Consider the following 15,126-nt stretch of genomic DNA (forward strand, 5'->3'; position numbering starts at 1 on the left):
ACCAATCGGGGCGGATTGGCTCTGGGGCCGGGCCGTCCGAGGGGACACGATGGCCGGCATGGAGCTGATCGTGCACGACCCGGCCGAGGGCGTCTACGCCGCCACCGACGACTACGCGCACGCGATCGAGGTGCGTGATCCGTCCCGGTTCCTGTTCGTCGCGGGGACGATGGGCCTGGACCGCGACGGCGTCGCCGGGGCCACGCTGGACGAGCAGCTGGAGCTCGTCTGGGCGAATCTGCGGGCGATCCTCGCGGCGGCGGGGATGGGGGTGGACGACATCGTGCGGTTGACGAGCTACCTGCGTGACCCCGGCTACGCCGAGGCGAACGCCAGGGCCAGGATGGCCGCCCTGGGCGGACGCCGGGTGCCCACCACGGCGATCGTGGCGCAGACGCTGGCCGGCGACTGGCTGGTGGAGATCGAGGTGGTGGCGGCGGGCTGAGCGACGGAGGCTCAGTCGTCGTCGTCCCGGTCGCCGTCGTCGTCGACGCGGTCGGTCTCCTCGTGGAGGAGCTTGCCGGTGGCCGCGTCGATGTCGAGCTCGTGCGCGACGTCGCCCTTCACGACCTTGACCTCCCACACGTCGGGGCGGGTGCCGCGCCGGTCGAAGTCGACCTCGCACACCCAGGAGCCGGGCACCTGCTTCTGGGCGAGCCGGATCGCCTGCTCGGCGCTCACCTTGGGGGCGGGCCGGTTGACGGCGGCGAAGGCGGCGGACCCGCCGGCGACGAGGGCCATGGTGACCCCGCTGGCAACGATGATCTTCTTGGTGATGTGCATACCCAAGACGAAACCGCGAACGACGGTAAACGCGCGCTAAGGACGAGTTAACACCATCTCCACGATGGCGCCGCCGTGGGAGGAGACGGTCAGGCGCCCGCCGCAGGACTCGGCGGTGCGGCGGGCGATGTCCAGGCCGAGCCCGGTCGAGCCGGCGCCGCTGGTGCCCCGCGCGAGCAGGGCGGGGTCGAAGCCGGGGCCGTCGTCGCTGACGGTCAGCACGGCCCCGGAGGGGTGGGGCGCGAGCCGTACGGTGAACGACACGCCCTCGGGGGTGTGCGCGAAGACGTTGCCGAGCAGGGCGTCCACGGCGGCGGCCAGGGCCTCGCCGCCGACGGCGACCGGCAGCTCGCCCTCGGGCAGCGCGACCGTGACCGCGCGGCCCTGGTCCTCGGCCAGCACGGACCAGAACCGCACCCGCTCGTCCACCACGGCCGTGGCGTCGCAGCTCTCGCGCCCGGCGGAGCGGCGGCGGGCGTCGGTGATGACGGCGCTGACGGCCCGCTCCAGCGCGTCGACGCGGGCGCCGATGCGGGCGGCCTCCTCCGGGTCGCGCAGCGACTCGGCGTCCAGCCGCAGCCCCGTCAGCGGCGTGCGCAGCCGGTGCGACAGGTCGGCGACCGACTCGCGTTCGGCGGCGAGCAGGTCACCGATCCGCCCGGCCAGGTGGTTGAGCGCGAGCGCGACCGAGCGCACCTCGGGCGGCCCGCCGGGCTCGGCCCGCGCCTCCAGGTCGCCGCCCGCGAGCCGGTGCGACACGCGCGCCAGCCCGTCGACCGGCCGGGTGACGGCCAGCGCCAGCCGGTCGGCCAGCGCGATGCCCAGCACGACCAGCGCGAGCCCGAGCCCGAGCAGCGCCAGCCACGCCTCGCGCACGCCGCGCCACAGCTCGTCCTCGCTCACGTACACCCGGATCACCACCGTGCCGTCCGGTGACTGCACGGCGACCAGCACCTCCCGGCCGCCGTCGTCGCACTCGGCGGTGACGCTGCGGCCCGTCGCCGCCAGCCGGACCGCGGCGGAGCGCTCGGCCTTCTCCCCGAGCCGCCCGCCGTCCGGCAGGAACACCGTGACCGGCCGCGCCACCTGCTCCAGCGCCAGCGACAGCTCCGGCGTGCCGACCGCGACGGCGACCGACTCGGCGGCCGTGGTGGCGCGGCTCGTCGCGCCGTTCTCGGCGACGGCGCGGATCAGCAGCGCCATCGGCACCAGCAGCGCGACCAGCACCAGCGACGTGGTGGCCGCCACCAGCAGCGCCAGCCAGCGCCTCACGACGGGCCGACCAGCTTCACGCCGACGCCGCGCACCGTGTGCAGGTAGCGTGGCTCGGAGGCGGTCTCGCCGAGCTTCCTACGCAGCCACGACAGGTGGACGTCCACGGTCTTGTCGGCGCCGCCGTACGGGAGCTGCCACACCTCGGTCAGCAGCTCACGCTTGGTGACCACCTCGCCGGCCCGCGCCGCCAGGTAGTGCAGCACGTCGAACTCGCGCGGCGTCAGGTCCAGCGTGGCCCCGTCCAGCCGGGCCTCACGCGCCCTGGGGTCCACCAGCAGCCCGCCCACCCGCAGCGGCTCCTCCGGCGTCGCGTCGCCGGCCCGCCGCAGCACGGCCCTGATCCGCGCGTCGAGCTGCGCGGCGCTGTACGGCTTGACCACGTAGTCGTCGGCGCCCGCGTCCAGCACCGGCACCATCTCGGCGTCGCCGTCGCGGGCGGTCGCCACGATCACCGGCACCCTGCTCACCGCGCGCAGCATGCGCAGCAGCTCGGCCCCGTCCAGGTCGGGCAGCCCCAGGTCGAGCACGATCAGGTCGGGGCGGTCCTGGACGGCCAGCCGCAGCCCGTCGAGCGCCGTGGGGGAGGAGGACACGGCGTGGCCGAGATCCCGCAGGCCCCGGCTCAGCGCGGTGCGGATCGTCACGTCGTCCTCGATGAGCAGGATGTCAGCCATATACGGAAACGGTAGACGGTCGGCGGTGTTGTGACGTCGCCTGTTATCGCGGTCTTAACCTGGGCTTAGCCGTACAGGGGGGAAGGTGGCGGGGTGAAGAGACTCGTCCTGGCCTGGGCGGCCACCGCGGTGGCCGCGACGGGCGCGGCCGTGGCGGTGCTCGGCCTGGTCGGCGGCGCGCTGACGGGCTCGTCCGGCGAGGTCATGACGCAGGACGAGGCCCGCGCCGCGCTCGCCACCGCGTCGGCCCGGCAGCCGGCTACGCCGGCGCCGCCCGCGACCCCCTCGTCCGGCCCGTCCGCCCAGCCCTCCTCGCAGGGCGGTGAGTTCGTCCGCAGCCCCGGCGGCACCGTGATCGCCTCCTGCGACGGCGACCGGGCGACCCTGCGGTCCTGGAGCCCGGCGCAGGGCTACTCGGTCGACGGCGTGGAGCCGGGCCCCGCCCTCGAGGTCCAGGTGGAGTTCGAGGCCGACGAGGGCGAGGACGTCGAGCTGACCATCGGCTGCCGCGGCGGCCGGCCGGTCACGCTGACCGGCTAGCTCTCACGCCTCGGCGCTGAGCGCCGACTTCGTCAGCTCCGCCTGCCGCCTGATCTGCCCCATGACGATGGGATTGAGACCCTTGGCGGCGAACGTCGCGACCATCGCGTCCATCACCGCGTGCGCCTTGCGCAGCTCGCCCTGCCGCGCCTCGGCCCGGGCCAGCCGCCGCATCACCAGGTTGAGTGTGATGTTGTCGATGCCGCCCATCCTGGCCACCTCGGCGAGCTGCTCGACGCCCTGCTTGGCGTCCGGCGGCCGGACCCGCAGCCGGTTGCCGGGCGTCAGCGCCTTGAAGCCGCGCTCGGCGTTCAGCCCCTTGACCAGCCGGGCGTACACCGACAGCGGATGCCCGCCGTAGCGGTCGATGACCTCCTCCAGCGCCAGGTTGCCGGAGCGCAGCGCCGGGGAGTCGGAGCCGAGCAGCGAGAACAGCTGGCCCTGCTCCTCGCCCAGCATCAGCTCGGCCACCCGGTGGTCGTCGTCGCCGACCGGCCGGCGCACCCGGACCAGGCACGGGGGCGAGACGACGCGGGAGCCGTCCGCGGCCACGTACTGGGCCCTGACGTGATACTCGCCGGGCTGCTGGAAGTAGTGCCCGTCGCGGCCGTGCCCGATGTACGCGCTGCGGTACATGGCCGGGTTGCCCGCGTCGAGCCGGATCCGCGGCGAGCTGTCGACGCAGTGGCGCATCATCGGCCGGTACAGCACGGTCCTGCCGCCCGGCTGGGTGATCGTCACCTGGGTGAACTCGGTGTCGGGATGCAGGTGGCCGTGCGTGGTGCGCGGCTCGCCGGTGCACGACAGCCGCAGCTCGACCACGACCGGCTCGCCGAACCCGAACGACTCCTTGGCCCGCAGCTCCAGCGCCAGCCCCGACAGGTCCTCGACCGGCTGCTCGAACGGGGCCGGCTCGGCCGCGCCGCTGCCGAACGCGCCGCCGCCCATGACCACGTCCCGGTAGAAGCCGTGGCGCAGGTGCACCAGCTCGGAGTCGGTGAACTGGAACGGGAACGCCGCCCAGTAGCCGGCCTCGCCGCCCGGCTGGTAGTTCTGCACGTAGTTCATCCACGACAGGTCGCCGAAGCCGCCTGAGGGGCCGAGCGGCTGGGGCGGCGTGGCCAGGTTCTTCTGCCAGGAGTGCAGCAGGTTGAAGGCGTGCCCGAGCTCGTGCACGTACGTCCTGAGCATGGCGCGCTGCGCCTGCGGCGAGTCGCCCTTGATCGCGTCGTGGAAGACGGCGGCGCCCTGCCGCTGGTGGGCGTCGCCGTAGTCGAACATGATGCCCCGGTAGCCGCCGACGTGCTTGCTGGCCACCAGCAGCCACACCCGCCAGGCCGCCGCGTCGCCGAACCTGCTGAACTGCTGCGTCATCGCGTGGTGCAGCTCGGCGTCGTCCCACGCCAGGTCGGCGCCCGCGCCGTCGACCGGGATGACGCCCGGCTCGGCCACGGTCAGCTCGATGCCCGCCTCCGCCCACGCGGCGGCGACGCTCAGCTCGCGCGCGGGCGACCCGGCGGGCCCCGGCAGCGAGCCGGTGTCGTAGCTGACGAACGGCACGGCCCCGGCGACGGAGTCCTGCTCCAGCAGGACCTTGCGGAAGTGGCGCGAGACGAACGTGATCGGGTAGGTGCGCCCCGCCACCCGCGCGGTGCCCGATTCGCCGGAGATCGTGACGCGCACGTCCTGATCGCCGGTCTCGTACGTGAACGCCCCGCGCCCCTCGACGGCCCCCGCCGTCACGGCCGGCGCGTGCACAACGAACGAGCCCGTGTAGCCCGTCGTGGCGCCGGAGACGGTGAACAGGTCACCGCTGACGCGCCCGGTCGGCCTGGTCCCGTCGACGTCCACGCGCAGCTCCAGCCGCGAGTCGCCGTCCTGCCCCTGGTAAAGCCCGCTGATCATCGCGGCCCCCTGCAGTCGGTGTGGTTACACCGGGGACACTTCTCCGGCGGGCCGGGCCTGTCAACGGCTTCCGCGAACCTGCAATGCCGCCAGCAGCTCCTCCGAGGCGCGGGTGATCGTCTCGACGGCCCGGTCGAACGCCTCGGCGTTGTGGGCGGCGGGGGCGCGGAAGCCCGAGATCTTCCTGACGTACTGCAGGGCGGCGGCCCGCACGTCCTCCTCGGTCACGTCCTCGGTGTAGGGCGGGCGCAGGGTCTTGATGCTTCGGCACATGCTTTCAACGGTAATGGCCGATCCGCTGGCTTATCTCCCTCGCGCCGCCGGCCATGACCTCGCCCACCTCGGGCAGCCGCTGCGGCGTCAGCCGGTAGGAGGGCCCGGAGACGCTCACCGCCGCCACCACAGCGCCGTCGCCGCCCCGCACGGGCGCGGCCACCGCGTTCAGCCCCAGCTCCAGCTCCTCGACGGTGAAGGCCCAGCCGCGCCGCCTGATCTCGGCCAGCCCGAGCAGCCGCGCGTCGGTGATGGTCAGCGGCGTGAACCGGTCGAGCACCTCGGGCAGCGCGAGCGCGCCGAACGCCAGCAGCACCTTGCCGCTGGAGGTCGCGTGGGCGGGGGTGCGCTGGCCGACCCAGTTGTGCCCGCTGATCGCCGAAGGGCCGCGCACCTGGCTGATGTTGACCGCGAACCCGTCACGCGGCACCGCGACGTTGACGGTCTCGCCGAGCTCCCCGGCCAGCCGCAGGCACACCTCGCGGCTCTCCTTGGCCAGGTCGAGCTGGGCGGTCGCGGCGCCGGCCAGCCGCACCACGCCGAACCCGAGCCGGTAGCGGCCCCGGTCGCCGCTCTGCTCGACGAGCCCGCCCTGCTCCAGGGCGGCCAGCAGCCGGAACGCGGTGGACTTGTGCACGTCGAGCTCGGCCGCCAGGTCGGTCACCCGGCTCGCGCCGTCGCGGGCCAGGATCTCCAGGATCGCGATGGCCCGATCGACCGACTGCACCGAGCCGTTGCTCATGGCGCAACACCTTACCCCGCCGGCTACCGGGCGGCCGGGCTCAGCTCCGCCGCGAAGTCACGGGCGATGCCGCGCATGCCCTCGGCCAGCTCGCCCCGGTCCAGTGCGCCGATCCGCTCGGCCGGGCCCGACACCGACATCGCGGCCACCACCCGGTCCCCGTCGAGCACCGGCACGGCCAGGCAGTGCACGCCCAGCTCCTCCTCGCCGAGGTCCATCGCGTAGCCCCGGGACCTCACCTGGCCCAGCTCGGCCAGCATCGACTGGATGTCGGTGATCGTGTTGGGGGTGCGCCTGGGCATGCCGGTCCGCTCGAACACGGTCACCGCGTCGCCGCCGGGCCGCCAGGCCAGCAGCACCTTGCCCACGGCCGTGCTGTGCGGCAGCACCCGCCGCCCGACCTCGGCGAACATCCGCAGCCTGCGCGGCGAGGGCACCTGAGCCACGTAGACGATGAAGTCGCCCTCCAGCACCGCCAGGTTCGCCGTCTCGCCCGACAGCTCGACCAGCCGCGCCAGGTACGGCTGCGCCCACACGGCCACCATGCTCTCGGCCACGCCGCCGAGCCGCACCAGCCCGCCGCCGAGCGCGTAGCGCCGGTCGGACTCCTGACGCACGTAGCCGCGCGCCAGCAGCGTCTGCAGCAGCCGGTGGATCGTTCCGTAGGGCAGCCCGGTCCTGGCCGCGATCTCCGACAGCCCGGCCTCGCCGCCGTGCTCGGCCAGCGCCTCCAGCACGTCGAGCGCCCGCTCGACCGACTGCACGCTCACAGGCCCACCCCGCGCAGCGACGCGTCGAGCACCTCGGCGGTGTGCGCCACCCTGATCGCGGCGCCTTCGCGCCGCATCGCCGCCGCGATCTGCATCGTGCACCCCGGGTTCGCCGACACCAGCAGCTCCGCGCCCGTCGACCCGACCGCCTTGGCCTTGCGGTCGCCGAGGTCGCGCGCCGCCTCCGGCTGGAAGATGTTGTACGTGCCCGCCGACCCGCAGCAGACGGCCGAGTCGGGCACCTCGCGCAGCTCCAGCCCCGGGATGCCGCGCAGCAGCTCGCGCGGCTGCGCCCGCACGCCCTGGGCGTGGGCCAGATGGCAGGCGTCGTGGTAGGCCACGGTGACCGGCAGCGGATGGCGCTCGGCCGCCGGCCCCAGCTCGGCCAGCCACTCCGACAGGTCCACGACCCGGAAGCCCAGCTCCTCGCCGAGCAGGTCGCCGTACTCCTTCATCGTCGACCCGCACCCGGCGGCGTTGACCACGACCGTCTCGACCCCCGCCCTCCGGAACGCGCGGACGGTCCGGCGGGCCAGCCGCCTGGCCTGGTCGCGCCGCCCGGAGTGCACGCTGAGCGCCCCGCAGCAGCCCTGCCCGGCCGGGACGATCACGTCGCAGCCCTCCAGCGCCAGCACCCGCGCCGTGGCGGCGTTCACCTGCGGGAAGAACTCGCCCTGCACGCACCCGGTGAGCATGCCGACCACCGCCCGGCGCGGACCCCGGGCGCGCACCAGCCGGGGCAGCCGCTGCCGCCGCGCCACCTCGGGCGCGAGCCCGGCCATCGCCCCCAGGCCCGGGTGCGCCCGCGCCAGGAACGGCGCCAGCCGCCGCGCGATCCCCAGCCCCGGGCGCAGCAGCCGCAGCCTGCGCGGGTAGGGGAACAGCCCGAACACCAGCCCGCGCACCGCCCGGTCGCGCGGGTCGCGCACGTGCGTGCGCTCCACCTCGGCCCTGGTCCGCTCGATCAGCCGGTCGTAGCGGACCCCCGACGGGCACGCGGTCACGCACGCCATGCAGCCCAGGCAGGCGTCGAAGTGCCCGGCCATCTCCGGCGTGACCGGAGTCCCCTCGACGTGCTGCTTCATCAGGTGGATGCGGCCGCGCGGCGAGTCCATCTCCTCGCCCCACAGCACGTACGTCGGGCAGGTCGGCAGGCAGAACCCGCAGTGCACACAGTCGTTGATCAGCTTCGGGTCCACGTCAGAGCCCTCCTGCGAACCGCCCGGGAGACATCCTGCGCCCCGGGTCGAACCGTTCCTTCACCCGCCGCATCAGCGGCAGCGAGCTCACCTCGCCCCACCGGTCCACGCCCTCGTACGGCGTCGCCAGCACGGTCATCCGCGCGCCCAGCGCCGTCAGCCGCTCGCGCAGCCCGCGCAGCGCGGTGACCGTCTTGTCCTCGCCGGGGTCGTCCCACAGCTCCAGCCACATCCGGCCCGACACCGCCGACCCGCGCAGCGAGAACCCGCTGTAGTGCACCGCGTCCAGCACGCCGGTCAGCCTGGACGGCCGGAAACGCACCTCGGCCAGCACCTCGTCCCGCACGATCGCGCCCCACTGCGGCGGCGGCTCCTCGCGCACCGAGCGCAGCGCGTCGCCCATGAGCGCGGCCAGCGCCTCGGCCCGCTGCGCCGCGGCGGCCCCCTCGACCAGCACGCTCATCCAGATCGGCCCCTGCCCGTGCGGCCAGTCGAGCTCGACCGCGCTCGGCTCGGCCTGCGAGGCCGCCAGCGTCGCGGCCAGCTCCCGGACCCGGCACGGCCCGCGCTCGGCCATGCCGGGCGGGTCGGCGACGGCCACGATCCAGCGCCGGTCGGCGGGCAGCGGATGCAGCCGGAACGCCGCCTCCGCGATCACGCCGAGCGTGCCGTGCGAGCCGGTGAACAGCTTGCCCAGGTCGTAGCCGGCGACGTTCTTGACGACCTTGCCGCCGGACCTCGCCACCGTGCCGTCGGCCAGCACGACCGTGACGCCGATGAGCAGGTCGCGGGCCGTGCCGTAGCGGAACGCGCGCGGCCCGGCCACGGCCGTGGCCAGCGTGCCGCCCACGGTGGCGTCGGGGAACGGCGCGTCCAGGGCCAGCTCCTGCCCCTCGGCGGCCAGCGCCCCGGCCAGCGCCCCCATCGTCACCCCGGCCTGCGCGCGCACCACCAGGTCGCCGGCCGCGTGCTCGACCACCCGGTTCAGGCAGCACAGGTCGAGCAGCACGTCGAAGCGCTCCGGCCGCGGGCCCCAGTGCAGCTTGGTGCCGCCGCCCACGGGCACCACCGCCAGGTCGTCGCGGGCGCACGCGCGCAGGACCTCCGCCACCTCCTCGACGCTCTCAGGCAGCGCCACGCGGCGCGGCAGCATCCCCAGGACCGCGTCGTCCGGCCCGGGGTCCCTGACCGTCACGCCCGTCTCCAGCATCAGAACTGCTCCGCCTTCCCGGACTCCACCAGCGGATGCGCGCCCTTGCGCACGCCGGGCACCTCGCCGCAGAGCCGCGGCGTGGGGAACACCTTGCCCGGGTTGGACAGCCCGGCCGGGTCGAACGCGCAGCGGACGAGCTGCATCGTGTCGAGGTCGTCGGGCGAGAACATCCGCGGCATGTGCTTGGCCTTGTCGACGCCCACGCCGTGCTCGCCGGTGATCGAGCCGCCGTGCGCGATGCACAGGTCGAGGATCGCGCCCGACACCGTCTCGGCCCGCTCGCCCGCCCCCGGCTCGGCGTCGTCGAACAGCACCAGCGGATGCAGGTTGCCGTCGCCCGCGTGGAAGACGTTGGCCACCCTGATCCCGTGCTCGGCCGACAGCCTGTCGATCTCCGCCAGCACCCGGGGGAGCGCGGTGCGCGGCACCACCCCGTCCTGCACGATGTAGGCCGGGCTGATCCGGCCGACGGCCGCGAACGCCGACTTGCGGCCCTTCCAGATCGCCGCCCGCTCCTCGGCCCCGGCCGCCACCCGCAGCTCGAACGCGCCCGAGCAGATCTCCCGGAGCTGCGCGAACTGCCGCTCGACCTCCTGCGCGGGCCCGTCCAGCTCCACGATCAGCACCGCGCCGGCGCCGCGCGGGTAGTCGCAGGCCACCGCCGCCTCGGCCGCCTCGATGGCCAGCGCGTCCATCATCTCGATCGCCGCGGGCACGATCCCGGCGCCGATGATGGCCGACACGGCCTCGCCGCCCCGCTCGATGCTCTCGAACGCCGCCAGCACCGTGGTGACCGCCTCGGGGGCGCGGCTCAGCCGTACCGTGATCTTGGTGGCGATGCCGAGCGTGCCCTCCGAGCCGACGAACGCGCCCAGCAGGTCGTAGCCCGGGTCCATCCGGTCCAGCGTCACCAGGTCGCCGTCCGGGGTGACGATCTCGCACGCCTCCACGTGGTTGACGGTGAAGCCGTACTTCAGGCCGTGGGCGCCGCCCGAGTTCTCCGCCACGTTGCCGCCGATCGAGCAGATCTGCTGGCTGGACGGGTCGGGCGCGTAGTAGTAGCCCTGGTCGCGCACCGCCTCGGTGATCGCCAGGTTGGTCACCCCCGGCTCGACCACGGCCCGGCGGTCGGGCAGGTCGATCTCCAGGATGCGCCGCATCTTCGAGGTCACGATGAGCACCCCGTCCTCGCGGGGCAGCGCGCCGCCGGACAGGCCGGTGCCGGAGCCGCGCGCCACGAACGGCACGCCGGCCTCCCGGCACAGCCTGACCACCGCCGCCACCTGCTCGGCGGTCTCGGGCAGCACGACCACGCCGGGGGTCGCACGATGGTAGGTGAGGCCGTCACACTCGTAGGTACGCAGCCGGACCGGGTCGGTTATCACCGAATCGGCGGGCAATATGTCGGCCAGCGCCGCCGTCAGCTTATCCAGCATGGCCTCACCTGCTCTCTATATCAGGATATTTACGGCATGCGGGCGTATGCCGGAAGCGTCAGGAACTCGGCGAAGTCGTCGTCCAGCGCCACCTCCTTGAACAACGCCGTCGCCTGGCCGAACAGCTCCTCGTCGTAGCCCGGCTCGGCGGCGGCCTTCGCCAGCTCCTCGCCGATGATGCGCTCCACCAGCTCCTTCGTCACGGTCTCGCCCGTGTCGGCCAGCGTGATGCCGTTGTGGATCCACTGCCAGATCTGCGAACGGGAGATCTCCGCCGTGGCCGCGTCCTCCATCAGGTTGTGGATCGCCACCGCGCCCAGCCCGCCCATCCACGCGGCCAGGTAGCGCAGCGCCACGTCCACGTTGTTGCGCAGCCCCGCCTCGGTGATGTCGCCCGGCGTCTCGGAGACCGCCAGCAGGTCGGCCGCCGACACCGACACGTCCTCGCGCAGCCGGTCGATCTGGTTGGGCCGCGAGCCCAGCACGCCGTCGAACACCTCACGGCAGATCGGCACCAGGTCAGGGTGTGCCACCCACGAGCCGTCGAACCCGTCGCCCGACTCCCGCGTCTTGTCCGCGCGCACCTTCTCCAGCGCCGTCGCGTTGACCTCCGGGTCACGCCGCGACGGGATGAACGCCGCCATCCCTCCGATCGCGTGCGCGCCGCGCTTGTGGCAGGTGCGCACCAGCAGCTCGGTGTAGGCGCGCATGAACGGCGCCGTCATCGTCACCGCGTTGCGCTCGGGCAGCAGGAACTCCCGGCCCCGGGTGCGGAACTTCTTGATCACGCTGAACAGGTAGTCCCAGCGCCCCGCGTTGAGCCCGGCCGAGTGGTCGCGGAGCTCGTACAGGATCTCCTCCATCTCGAACGCGGCCGGGTACGTCTCGATGAGCACCGTCGCCCGGATCGTGCCCTGCGGGATGCCGAGCAGCTCCTGGGCGCGGACGAACACCTCGTTCCACAGCCGCGCCTCCAGGTGCGACTCCAGCTTGGCCAGGTAGAAGTACGGGCCGCGGCCCTTGTCGAGCTGCCGCTGGGCGCAGTGGAAGAAGTAGAGGCCGAAGTCGAACAGCGAGGCCGCCACCGGCCGCCCGTCGACCAGCGCGTGCTTCTCGTCCAGGTGCCAGCCGCGCGGCCGCACCACGACGGTGGCCAGCTCCTCGTCGGGCTTGAGCGCGTACGTCTTGCCGCCGGTCTCGAAGTCGATCGTGCGGTCGAGCGCGTCGCGCAGGTTGAGGTGGCCGCTGACGCAGTTGTCCCACAGGGGGGAGTTGGCGTCCTCGAAGTCGGCCAGCCACACCTTGGCGCCGGAGTTGAGCGCGTTGATGGTCATCTTGCGGTCGACCGGCCCGGTGATCTCGACCCGCCGGTCCTCCAGGCCGGGCGCCGGCGGCGCGACCCGCCACTCCGACTCCCTGACCTCCTTGGTCTCCGGGAGGAAGTCGAGGGTGCCGCCCGCCGACAGCTCCTCCTGCCTGGCCTGGCGCGCGGCGAGCAGCTCCAGGCGCCGGGGGTCGAACTCCCGCTGGAGCGCCGTCACGAAGCCGAGCGCCTCCGGCGTGAGGATCTGGTCGAACCGGTCGTGCATCGGGCCGGTGATCTCCATGGCTCCTCTTTTCCGTATGGTGGAAACCAAGTTCTGAATAATGAAAGTGACGCTAGAGCATGAGGGTTCGGCAGGTCAAAGGCAGGGGTCGTCCCGGGGGGAACCCCGATGCCCGCGCCGCCCGTCCGCGACATGATCGGAGGCATGAAGACGATCGCGATCGCGGGCGGCGTGCTGGCCTCCGCGCTGCTGTTGACGGGATGCGGCCTCGGCGGGCTCGGCGGCCCCACCCACCAGGACACCGTGTCCTACGAGGTGACCGACAAGGTGGCCAAGCTGTACGTCAAGAGCGAGTCCGGCGACACGGTCATCACCGAGACCGGGGGCAGCGCCATCCGGGTCGTCGAGACGCTGCGCTGGCGCGACAACAAGCCGCAGGCCGAGCACGCCGTCGAGGGCGACACCCTGCGCGTGAGCTTCGACTGCAAGCCGAGCTGGGGGAGCTGTGGCGTCGACTACCGCATCGAGGTCCCCAAGGGGCTCAAGGTCGAGGCGGAGTCGGGCTCGGGCGACATCACGCTGCGCTCGCTGAGCGGCCCGCTCGTCCTGACCGCCGGCTCCGGCGACATCGACGCCTCCGGCCTGACCGGCAAGACCGTCACCGGCGAGGCCGGCTCGGGCGCGATCGAGCTCAAGTACGCCAGCGCCCCCGACAGCGCCGACCTGGAGTCCGGCTCCGGCAACGTGACCCTGCGGGTGCCCGCCGGCGCCTACGACGTGACCGCCGACGTGGGCTCCGGCGAGGCCACCGTCTCCGTCGACGACGACGACGCCTCCCCCCGCAAGCTCAACCTCACCTCCGGGTCCGGCGACGTGAGCGTGCTGCCGGGATAACCAGGTGATGACTTGAGTGAGGTCGTGTCACCATCGGGGAAGACACCGAGGTGCCCAGACGTTCCCTAATAGAGATGACACGAATGCACGATTACTCCGAGCTCGACGACTTCGCGACCGGCGACATGGACCTCGAGGAGCGGCAGGCCCTGCGCCGCGTGGCGGGCCTCTCCACCGAGCTCCAGGACGTCTCCGAAGTCGAATACCGCCAGCTGCGGCTCGAGCGGGTCGTCCTCGTCGGCGTCTGGACCTCCGGCACCGCCGCCGACGCCGAGAACTCACTCCAGGAGCTCAAGCTCCTGGCCGAGACCGCCGGTTCCCAGGTCCTCGAAGGCCTCATCCAGCGGCGCAAGTTCCCCGACCCCGCGACCTACATCGGCTCCGGCAAGGCGCTGGAGCTGCGCGACGTGGTCGAGTCGACCGGCGCCGACACCGTGATCTGCGACGGCGAGCTGAGCCCCGGCCAGCTCCGCCAGCTCGAGGAGACGGTCAAGGTGAAGGTCATCGACCGCACCGCGCTGATCCTCGACATCTTCGCCCAGCACGCCAGCAGCCGTGAGGGCAAGGCTCAGGTCGAGCTTGCCCAGCTTCAGTACCTGCTGCCGCGCCTGCGCGGCTGGGGCGGCAACCTGTCCCGGCAGGTCGGCGGCCGTGCCGCCGGCGGCGTCGGCATCGGCGGCCGCGGCCCCGGTGAGACGAAGATCGAGCTGGACCGCCGCCGCATCCGCGAGCGGATGGCCAAGCTGCGCCGGCAGATCAAGGGCATGTCGACCGCCCGCGACACCATGCGCCAGCACCGCCAGAGCCGCGAGGTGCCCGCCGTGGCCATCGCCGGCTACACCAACGCGGGCAAGTCCTCGCTGCTCAACCGGGTCACCGGGGCGGGCGTGCTGGTGGAGGACGCGCTGTTCGCCACCCTCGACCCGACCGTGCGCCGCTCGCGCACGCCCGAGGGCCGGGTGTTCACGATCGCCGACACCGTCGGGTTCGTGCGCCACCTGCCGACGCAGCTCGTCGAGGCGTTCCGGTCCACGCTGGAGGAGGTCGCCGACGCCGACCTGATCCTGCACGTGGTCGACGGTTCGCACCCCGACCCCGAGGGCCAGCTCGCCGCCGTGCGCGAGGTCTTCGCCACGATCGAGGGCGCGAGCGACGTGCCCGAGATCGTGGTGATCAACAAGGCCGACGCCGCCGACCAGGAGGTGCTCGACCGCATCAGCAGGCGCGAACGCGACAGCATCGTGGTCTCCGCCCGCACGGGCGCCGGCATCCCGGAGCTGATGAGCCTCATCGAGCGCCGGCTGCCGCACCTGGACCACGAGGTCACGCTGCTGATCCCGTACGAGCGCGGCGACCTGATCTCGCGCGTCCACAAGGAGGGCGAGGTGCTGTCGCTCGACCACGTCGAGGACGGCTCGATCCTGCACGCCCGCGTGCTGCCCAGCCTCTTCCAGGAGCTGGAGCGGGTCGGCAAGCCGGTCGAACGTGTCGCATAAAGGCACGGCAGGGCAGCTCTCGCTTTAAAAGGCGCAGAGCTGCCCAAAAGCGGCAGTGGTCCCGAGCGGCTGGTGTTGCTACGATGAGCCAAGCCTTACGAAATTGAGACAGAGCACGGGTTTCGACGATGGCTGCTGTGGTTCTGGACACGCGCGGGGGCCTGTGTGTGAGGTCGGGGCTGAGTGGCGGCTGGGATGAGTGGGCTTTCTTCCGAATAACCCTGTACAGCGAGCCCACCTGTGAAATAACGTAACTGAACTGAAATCGCCGGATCATGCGTCCGGCGATACGGTCACCGCACAGCATTTGCGGATGAGAGCAGGAGACCCCCCATGTCGTCCGGACCCGGAGCGGACTCAGTGGGCGCGGCACAGGCCG

General features: G+C 73.0%; 15 protein-coding genes. 4 read left to right on the top strand and 11 right to left on the bottom strand.

Going from position 1 to position 15,126, the window contains the following annotated elements; translation table 11 throughout:
- The first annotated feature begins 58 nt into the window (after nt 1-58).
- A complete protein-coding gene (locus tag ACWDXC_RS16220) occupies nt 59-445 on the top strand; it encodes a RidA family protein (protein ID WP_449982222.1) in 387 nt (128 codons plus the stop codon).
- A gap of 11 nt (nt 446-456) precedes the next feature.
- Here ACWDXC_RS16220 and ACWDXC_RS16225 read toward each other — a convergent pair whose 3' ends face one another.
- The 3 genes from ACWDXC_RS16225 to ACWDXC_RS16235 are packed head-to-tail and all read right to left on the bottom strand — an operon-like array spanning nt 457 to nt 2,732.
- Nucleotides 457-783, bottom strand: coding sequence for a PepSY domain-containing protein (locus tag ACWDXC_RS16225; protein WP_449982225.1), 327 nt, complete (start codon nt 781-783; stop codon nt 457-459).
- A gap of 36 nt (nt 784-819) precedes the next feature.
- Nucleotides 820-2,055, bottom strand: a complete 1,236-nt coding sequence (locus ACWDXC_RS16230) for a sensor histidine kinase (protein WP_219517747.1) — start codon at nt 2,053-2,055, stop codon at nt 820-822.
- On the bottom strand, nt 2,052-2,732 hold the full coding sequence (locus tag ACWDXC_RS16235) for a response regulator transcription factor (RefSeq protein WP_449982228.1): 681 nt from the start codon (nt 2,730-2,732) through the stop codon (nt 2,052-2,054). Before ACWDXC_RS16235 ends, ACWDXC_RS16230 begins: the two co-directional genes overlap by 4 nt.
- Nucleotides 2,733-2,825: 93 nt before the next feature.
- Here ACWDXC_RS16235 and ACWDXC_RS16240 point away from each other — a divergent pair, with 93 nt between their 5' ends.
- The gene (locus ACWDXC_RS16240; protein WP_449982231.1) at nt 2,826-3,272 is read left to right on the top strand and encodes a hypothetical protein; all 447 of its coding nucleotides are present in this window, start codon (nt 2,826-2,828) and stop codon (nt 3,270-3,272) included.
- A gap of 3 nt (nt 3,273-3,275) precedes the next feature.
- On the opposite strand, the gene ACWDXC_RS16245 is transcribed toward ACWDXC_RS16240, so the two are convergent.
- The 8 genes from ACWDXC_RS16245 to aceB are packed head-to-tail and all read right to left on the bottom strand — an operon-like array spanning nt 3,276 to nt 12,417.
- Nucleotides 3,276-5,177 carry a hypothetical protein gene (locus ACWDXC_RS16245; RefSeq protein ID WP_375073708.1) on the bottom strand — a complete coding sequence of 634 codons (1,902 nt, stop codon included), beginning with the start codon at nt 5,175-5,177 and terminating at the stop codon, nt 3,276-3,278.
- Nucleotides 5,178-5,237: 60 nt separating this feature from the next.
- Nucleotides 5,238-5,450 carry a DUF2277 domain-containing protein gene (locus ACWDXC_RS16250; protein ID WP_219517752.1) on the bottom strand — a complete coding sequence of 71 codons (213 nt, stop codon included), beginning with the start codon at nt 5,448-5,450 and terminating at the stop codon, nt 5,238-5,240.
- Between the two features lie 4 nt (nt 5,451-5,454).
- Nucleotides 5,455-6,192, bottom strand: a complete 738-nt coding sequence (locus ACWDXC_RS16255; protein WP_449982236.1) for an IclR family transcriptional regulator — start codon at nt 6,190-6,192, stop codon at nt 5,455-5,457.
- A gap of 23 nt (nt 6,193-6,215) precedes the next feature.
- Nucleotides 6,216-6,956, bottom strand: a complete 741-nt coding sequence (locus tag ACWDXC_RS16260) for an IclR family transcriptional regulator (RefSeq protein ID WP_449983429.1) — start codon at nt 6,954-6,956, stop codon at nt 6,216-6,218.
- A 2-nt stretch (nt 6,957-6,958) separates the two neighbouring features.
- A complete protein-coding gene (locus ACWDXC_RS16265) occupies nt 6,959-8,161 on the bottom strand; it encodes a (Fe-S)-binding protein (protein ID WP_449982239.1) in 1,203 nt (400 codons plus the stop codon).
- Nucleotide 8,162: 1 nt separating this feature from the next.
- Entirely contained in the window at nt 8,163-9,371 is a 1,209-nt protein-coding gene (locus ACWDXC_RS16270; protein ID WP_449982242.1) for an FAD-binding oxidoreductase, read from the bottom strand.
- On the bottom strand, nt 9,371-10,810 hold the full coding sequence (locus tag ACWDXC_RS16275) for an FAD-linked oxidase C-terminal domain-containing protein (protein WP_449982245.1): 1,440 nt from the start codon (nt 10,808-10,810) through the stop codon (nt 9,371-9,373). The genes ACWDXC_RS16270 and ACWDXC_RS16275 overlap by 1 nt, the downstream gene beginning before the upstream one ends.
- Nucleotides 10,811-10,839: 29 nt before the next feature.
- Nucleotides 10,840-12,417 (bottom strand): malate synthase A, encoded by a 1,578-nt coding sequence (gene aceB, locus ACWDXC_RS16280; protein WP_449982248.1) that lies wholly within the window; start codon nt 12,415-12,417, stop codon nt 10,840-10,842.
- A 144-nt stretch (nt 12,418-12,561) separates the two neighbouring features.
- Here aceB and ACWDXC_RS16285 point away from each other — a divergent pair, with 144 nt between their 5' ends.
- Both ACWDXC_RS16285 and hflX read left to right on the top strand, forming a co-directional pair.
- Entirely contained in the window at nt 12,562-13,251 is a 690-nt protein-coding gene (locus ACWDXC_RS16285; RefSeq protein WP_357585175.1) for a DUF4097 family beta strand repeat-containing protein, read from the top strand.
- An 83-nt stretch (nt 13,252-13,334) separates the two neighbouring features.
- A complete protein-coding gene (gene hflX, locus ACWDXC_RS16290; protein ID WP_219517763.1) occupies nt 13,335-14,747 on the top strand; it encodes a GTPase HflX in 1,413 nt (470 codons plus the stop codon).
- Nucleotides 14,748-15,126: the final 379 nt, after the last annotated feature.

This window comes from Nonomuraea sp. NPDC003214 (genome assembly GCF_053590035.1).

Coding starts and splice junctions, on each gene's coding strand:
- ACWDXC_RS16285 (WP_357585175.1), top strand. CDS start 12,562: ATGAAGACGATCGCGATCGCGGGCGGCGTGCTGGCCTCCGCGCTGCTG.
- ACWDXC_RS16255 (WP_449982236.1), bottom strand. CDS start 6,192: ATGAGCAACGGCTCGGTGCAGTCGGTCGATCGGGCCATCGCGATCCTG.
- ACWDXC_RS16275 (WP_449982245.1), bottom strand. CDS start 10,810: ATGCTGGATAAGCTGACGGCGGCGCTGGCCGACATATTGCCCGCCGAT.
- ACWDXC_RS16250 (WP_219517752.1), bottom strand. CDS start 5,450: ATGTGCCGAAGCATCAAGACCCTGCGCCCGCCCTACACCGAGGACGTG.
- ACWDXC_RS16270 (WP_449982242.1), bottom strand. CDS start 9,371: ATGCTGGAGACGGGCGTGACGGTCAGGGACCCCGGGCCGGACGACGCG.
- ACWDXC_RS16225 (WP_449982225.1), bottom strand. CDS start 783: ATGCACATCACCAAGAAGATCATCGTTGCCAGCGGGGTCACCATGGCC.
- aceB (WP_449982248.1), bottom strand. CDS start 12,417: ATGGAGATCACCGGCCCGATGCACGACCGGTTCGACCAGATCCTCACG.
- ACWDXC_RS16245 (WP_375073708.1), bottom strand. CDS start 5,177: ATGATCAGCGGGCTTTACCAGGGGCAGGACGGCGACTCGCGGCTGGAG.
- hflX (WP_219517763.1), top strand. CDS start 13,335: ATGCACGATTACTCCGAGCTCGACGACTTCGCGACCGGCGACATGGAC.
- ACWDXC_RS16235 (WP_449982228.1), bottom strand. CDS start 2,732: ATGGCTGACATCCTGCTCATCGAGGACGACGTGACGATCCGCACCGCG.
- ACWDXC_RS16220 (WP_449982222.1), top strand. CDS start 59: ATGGAGCTGATCGTGCACGACCCGGCCGAGGGCGTCTACGCCGCCACC.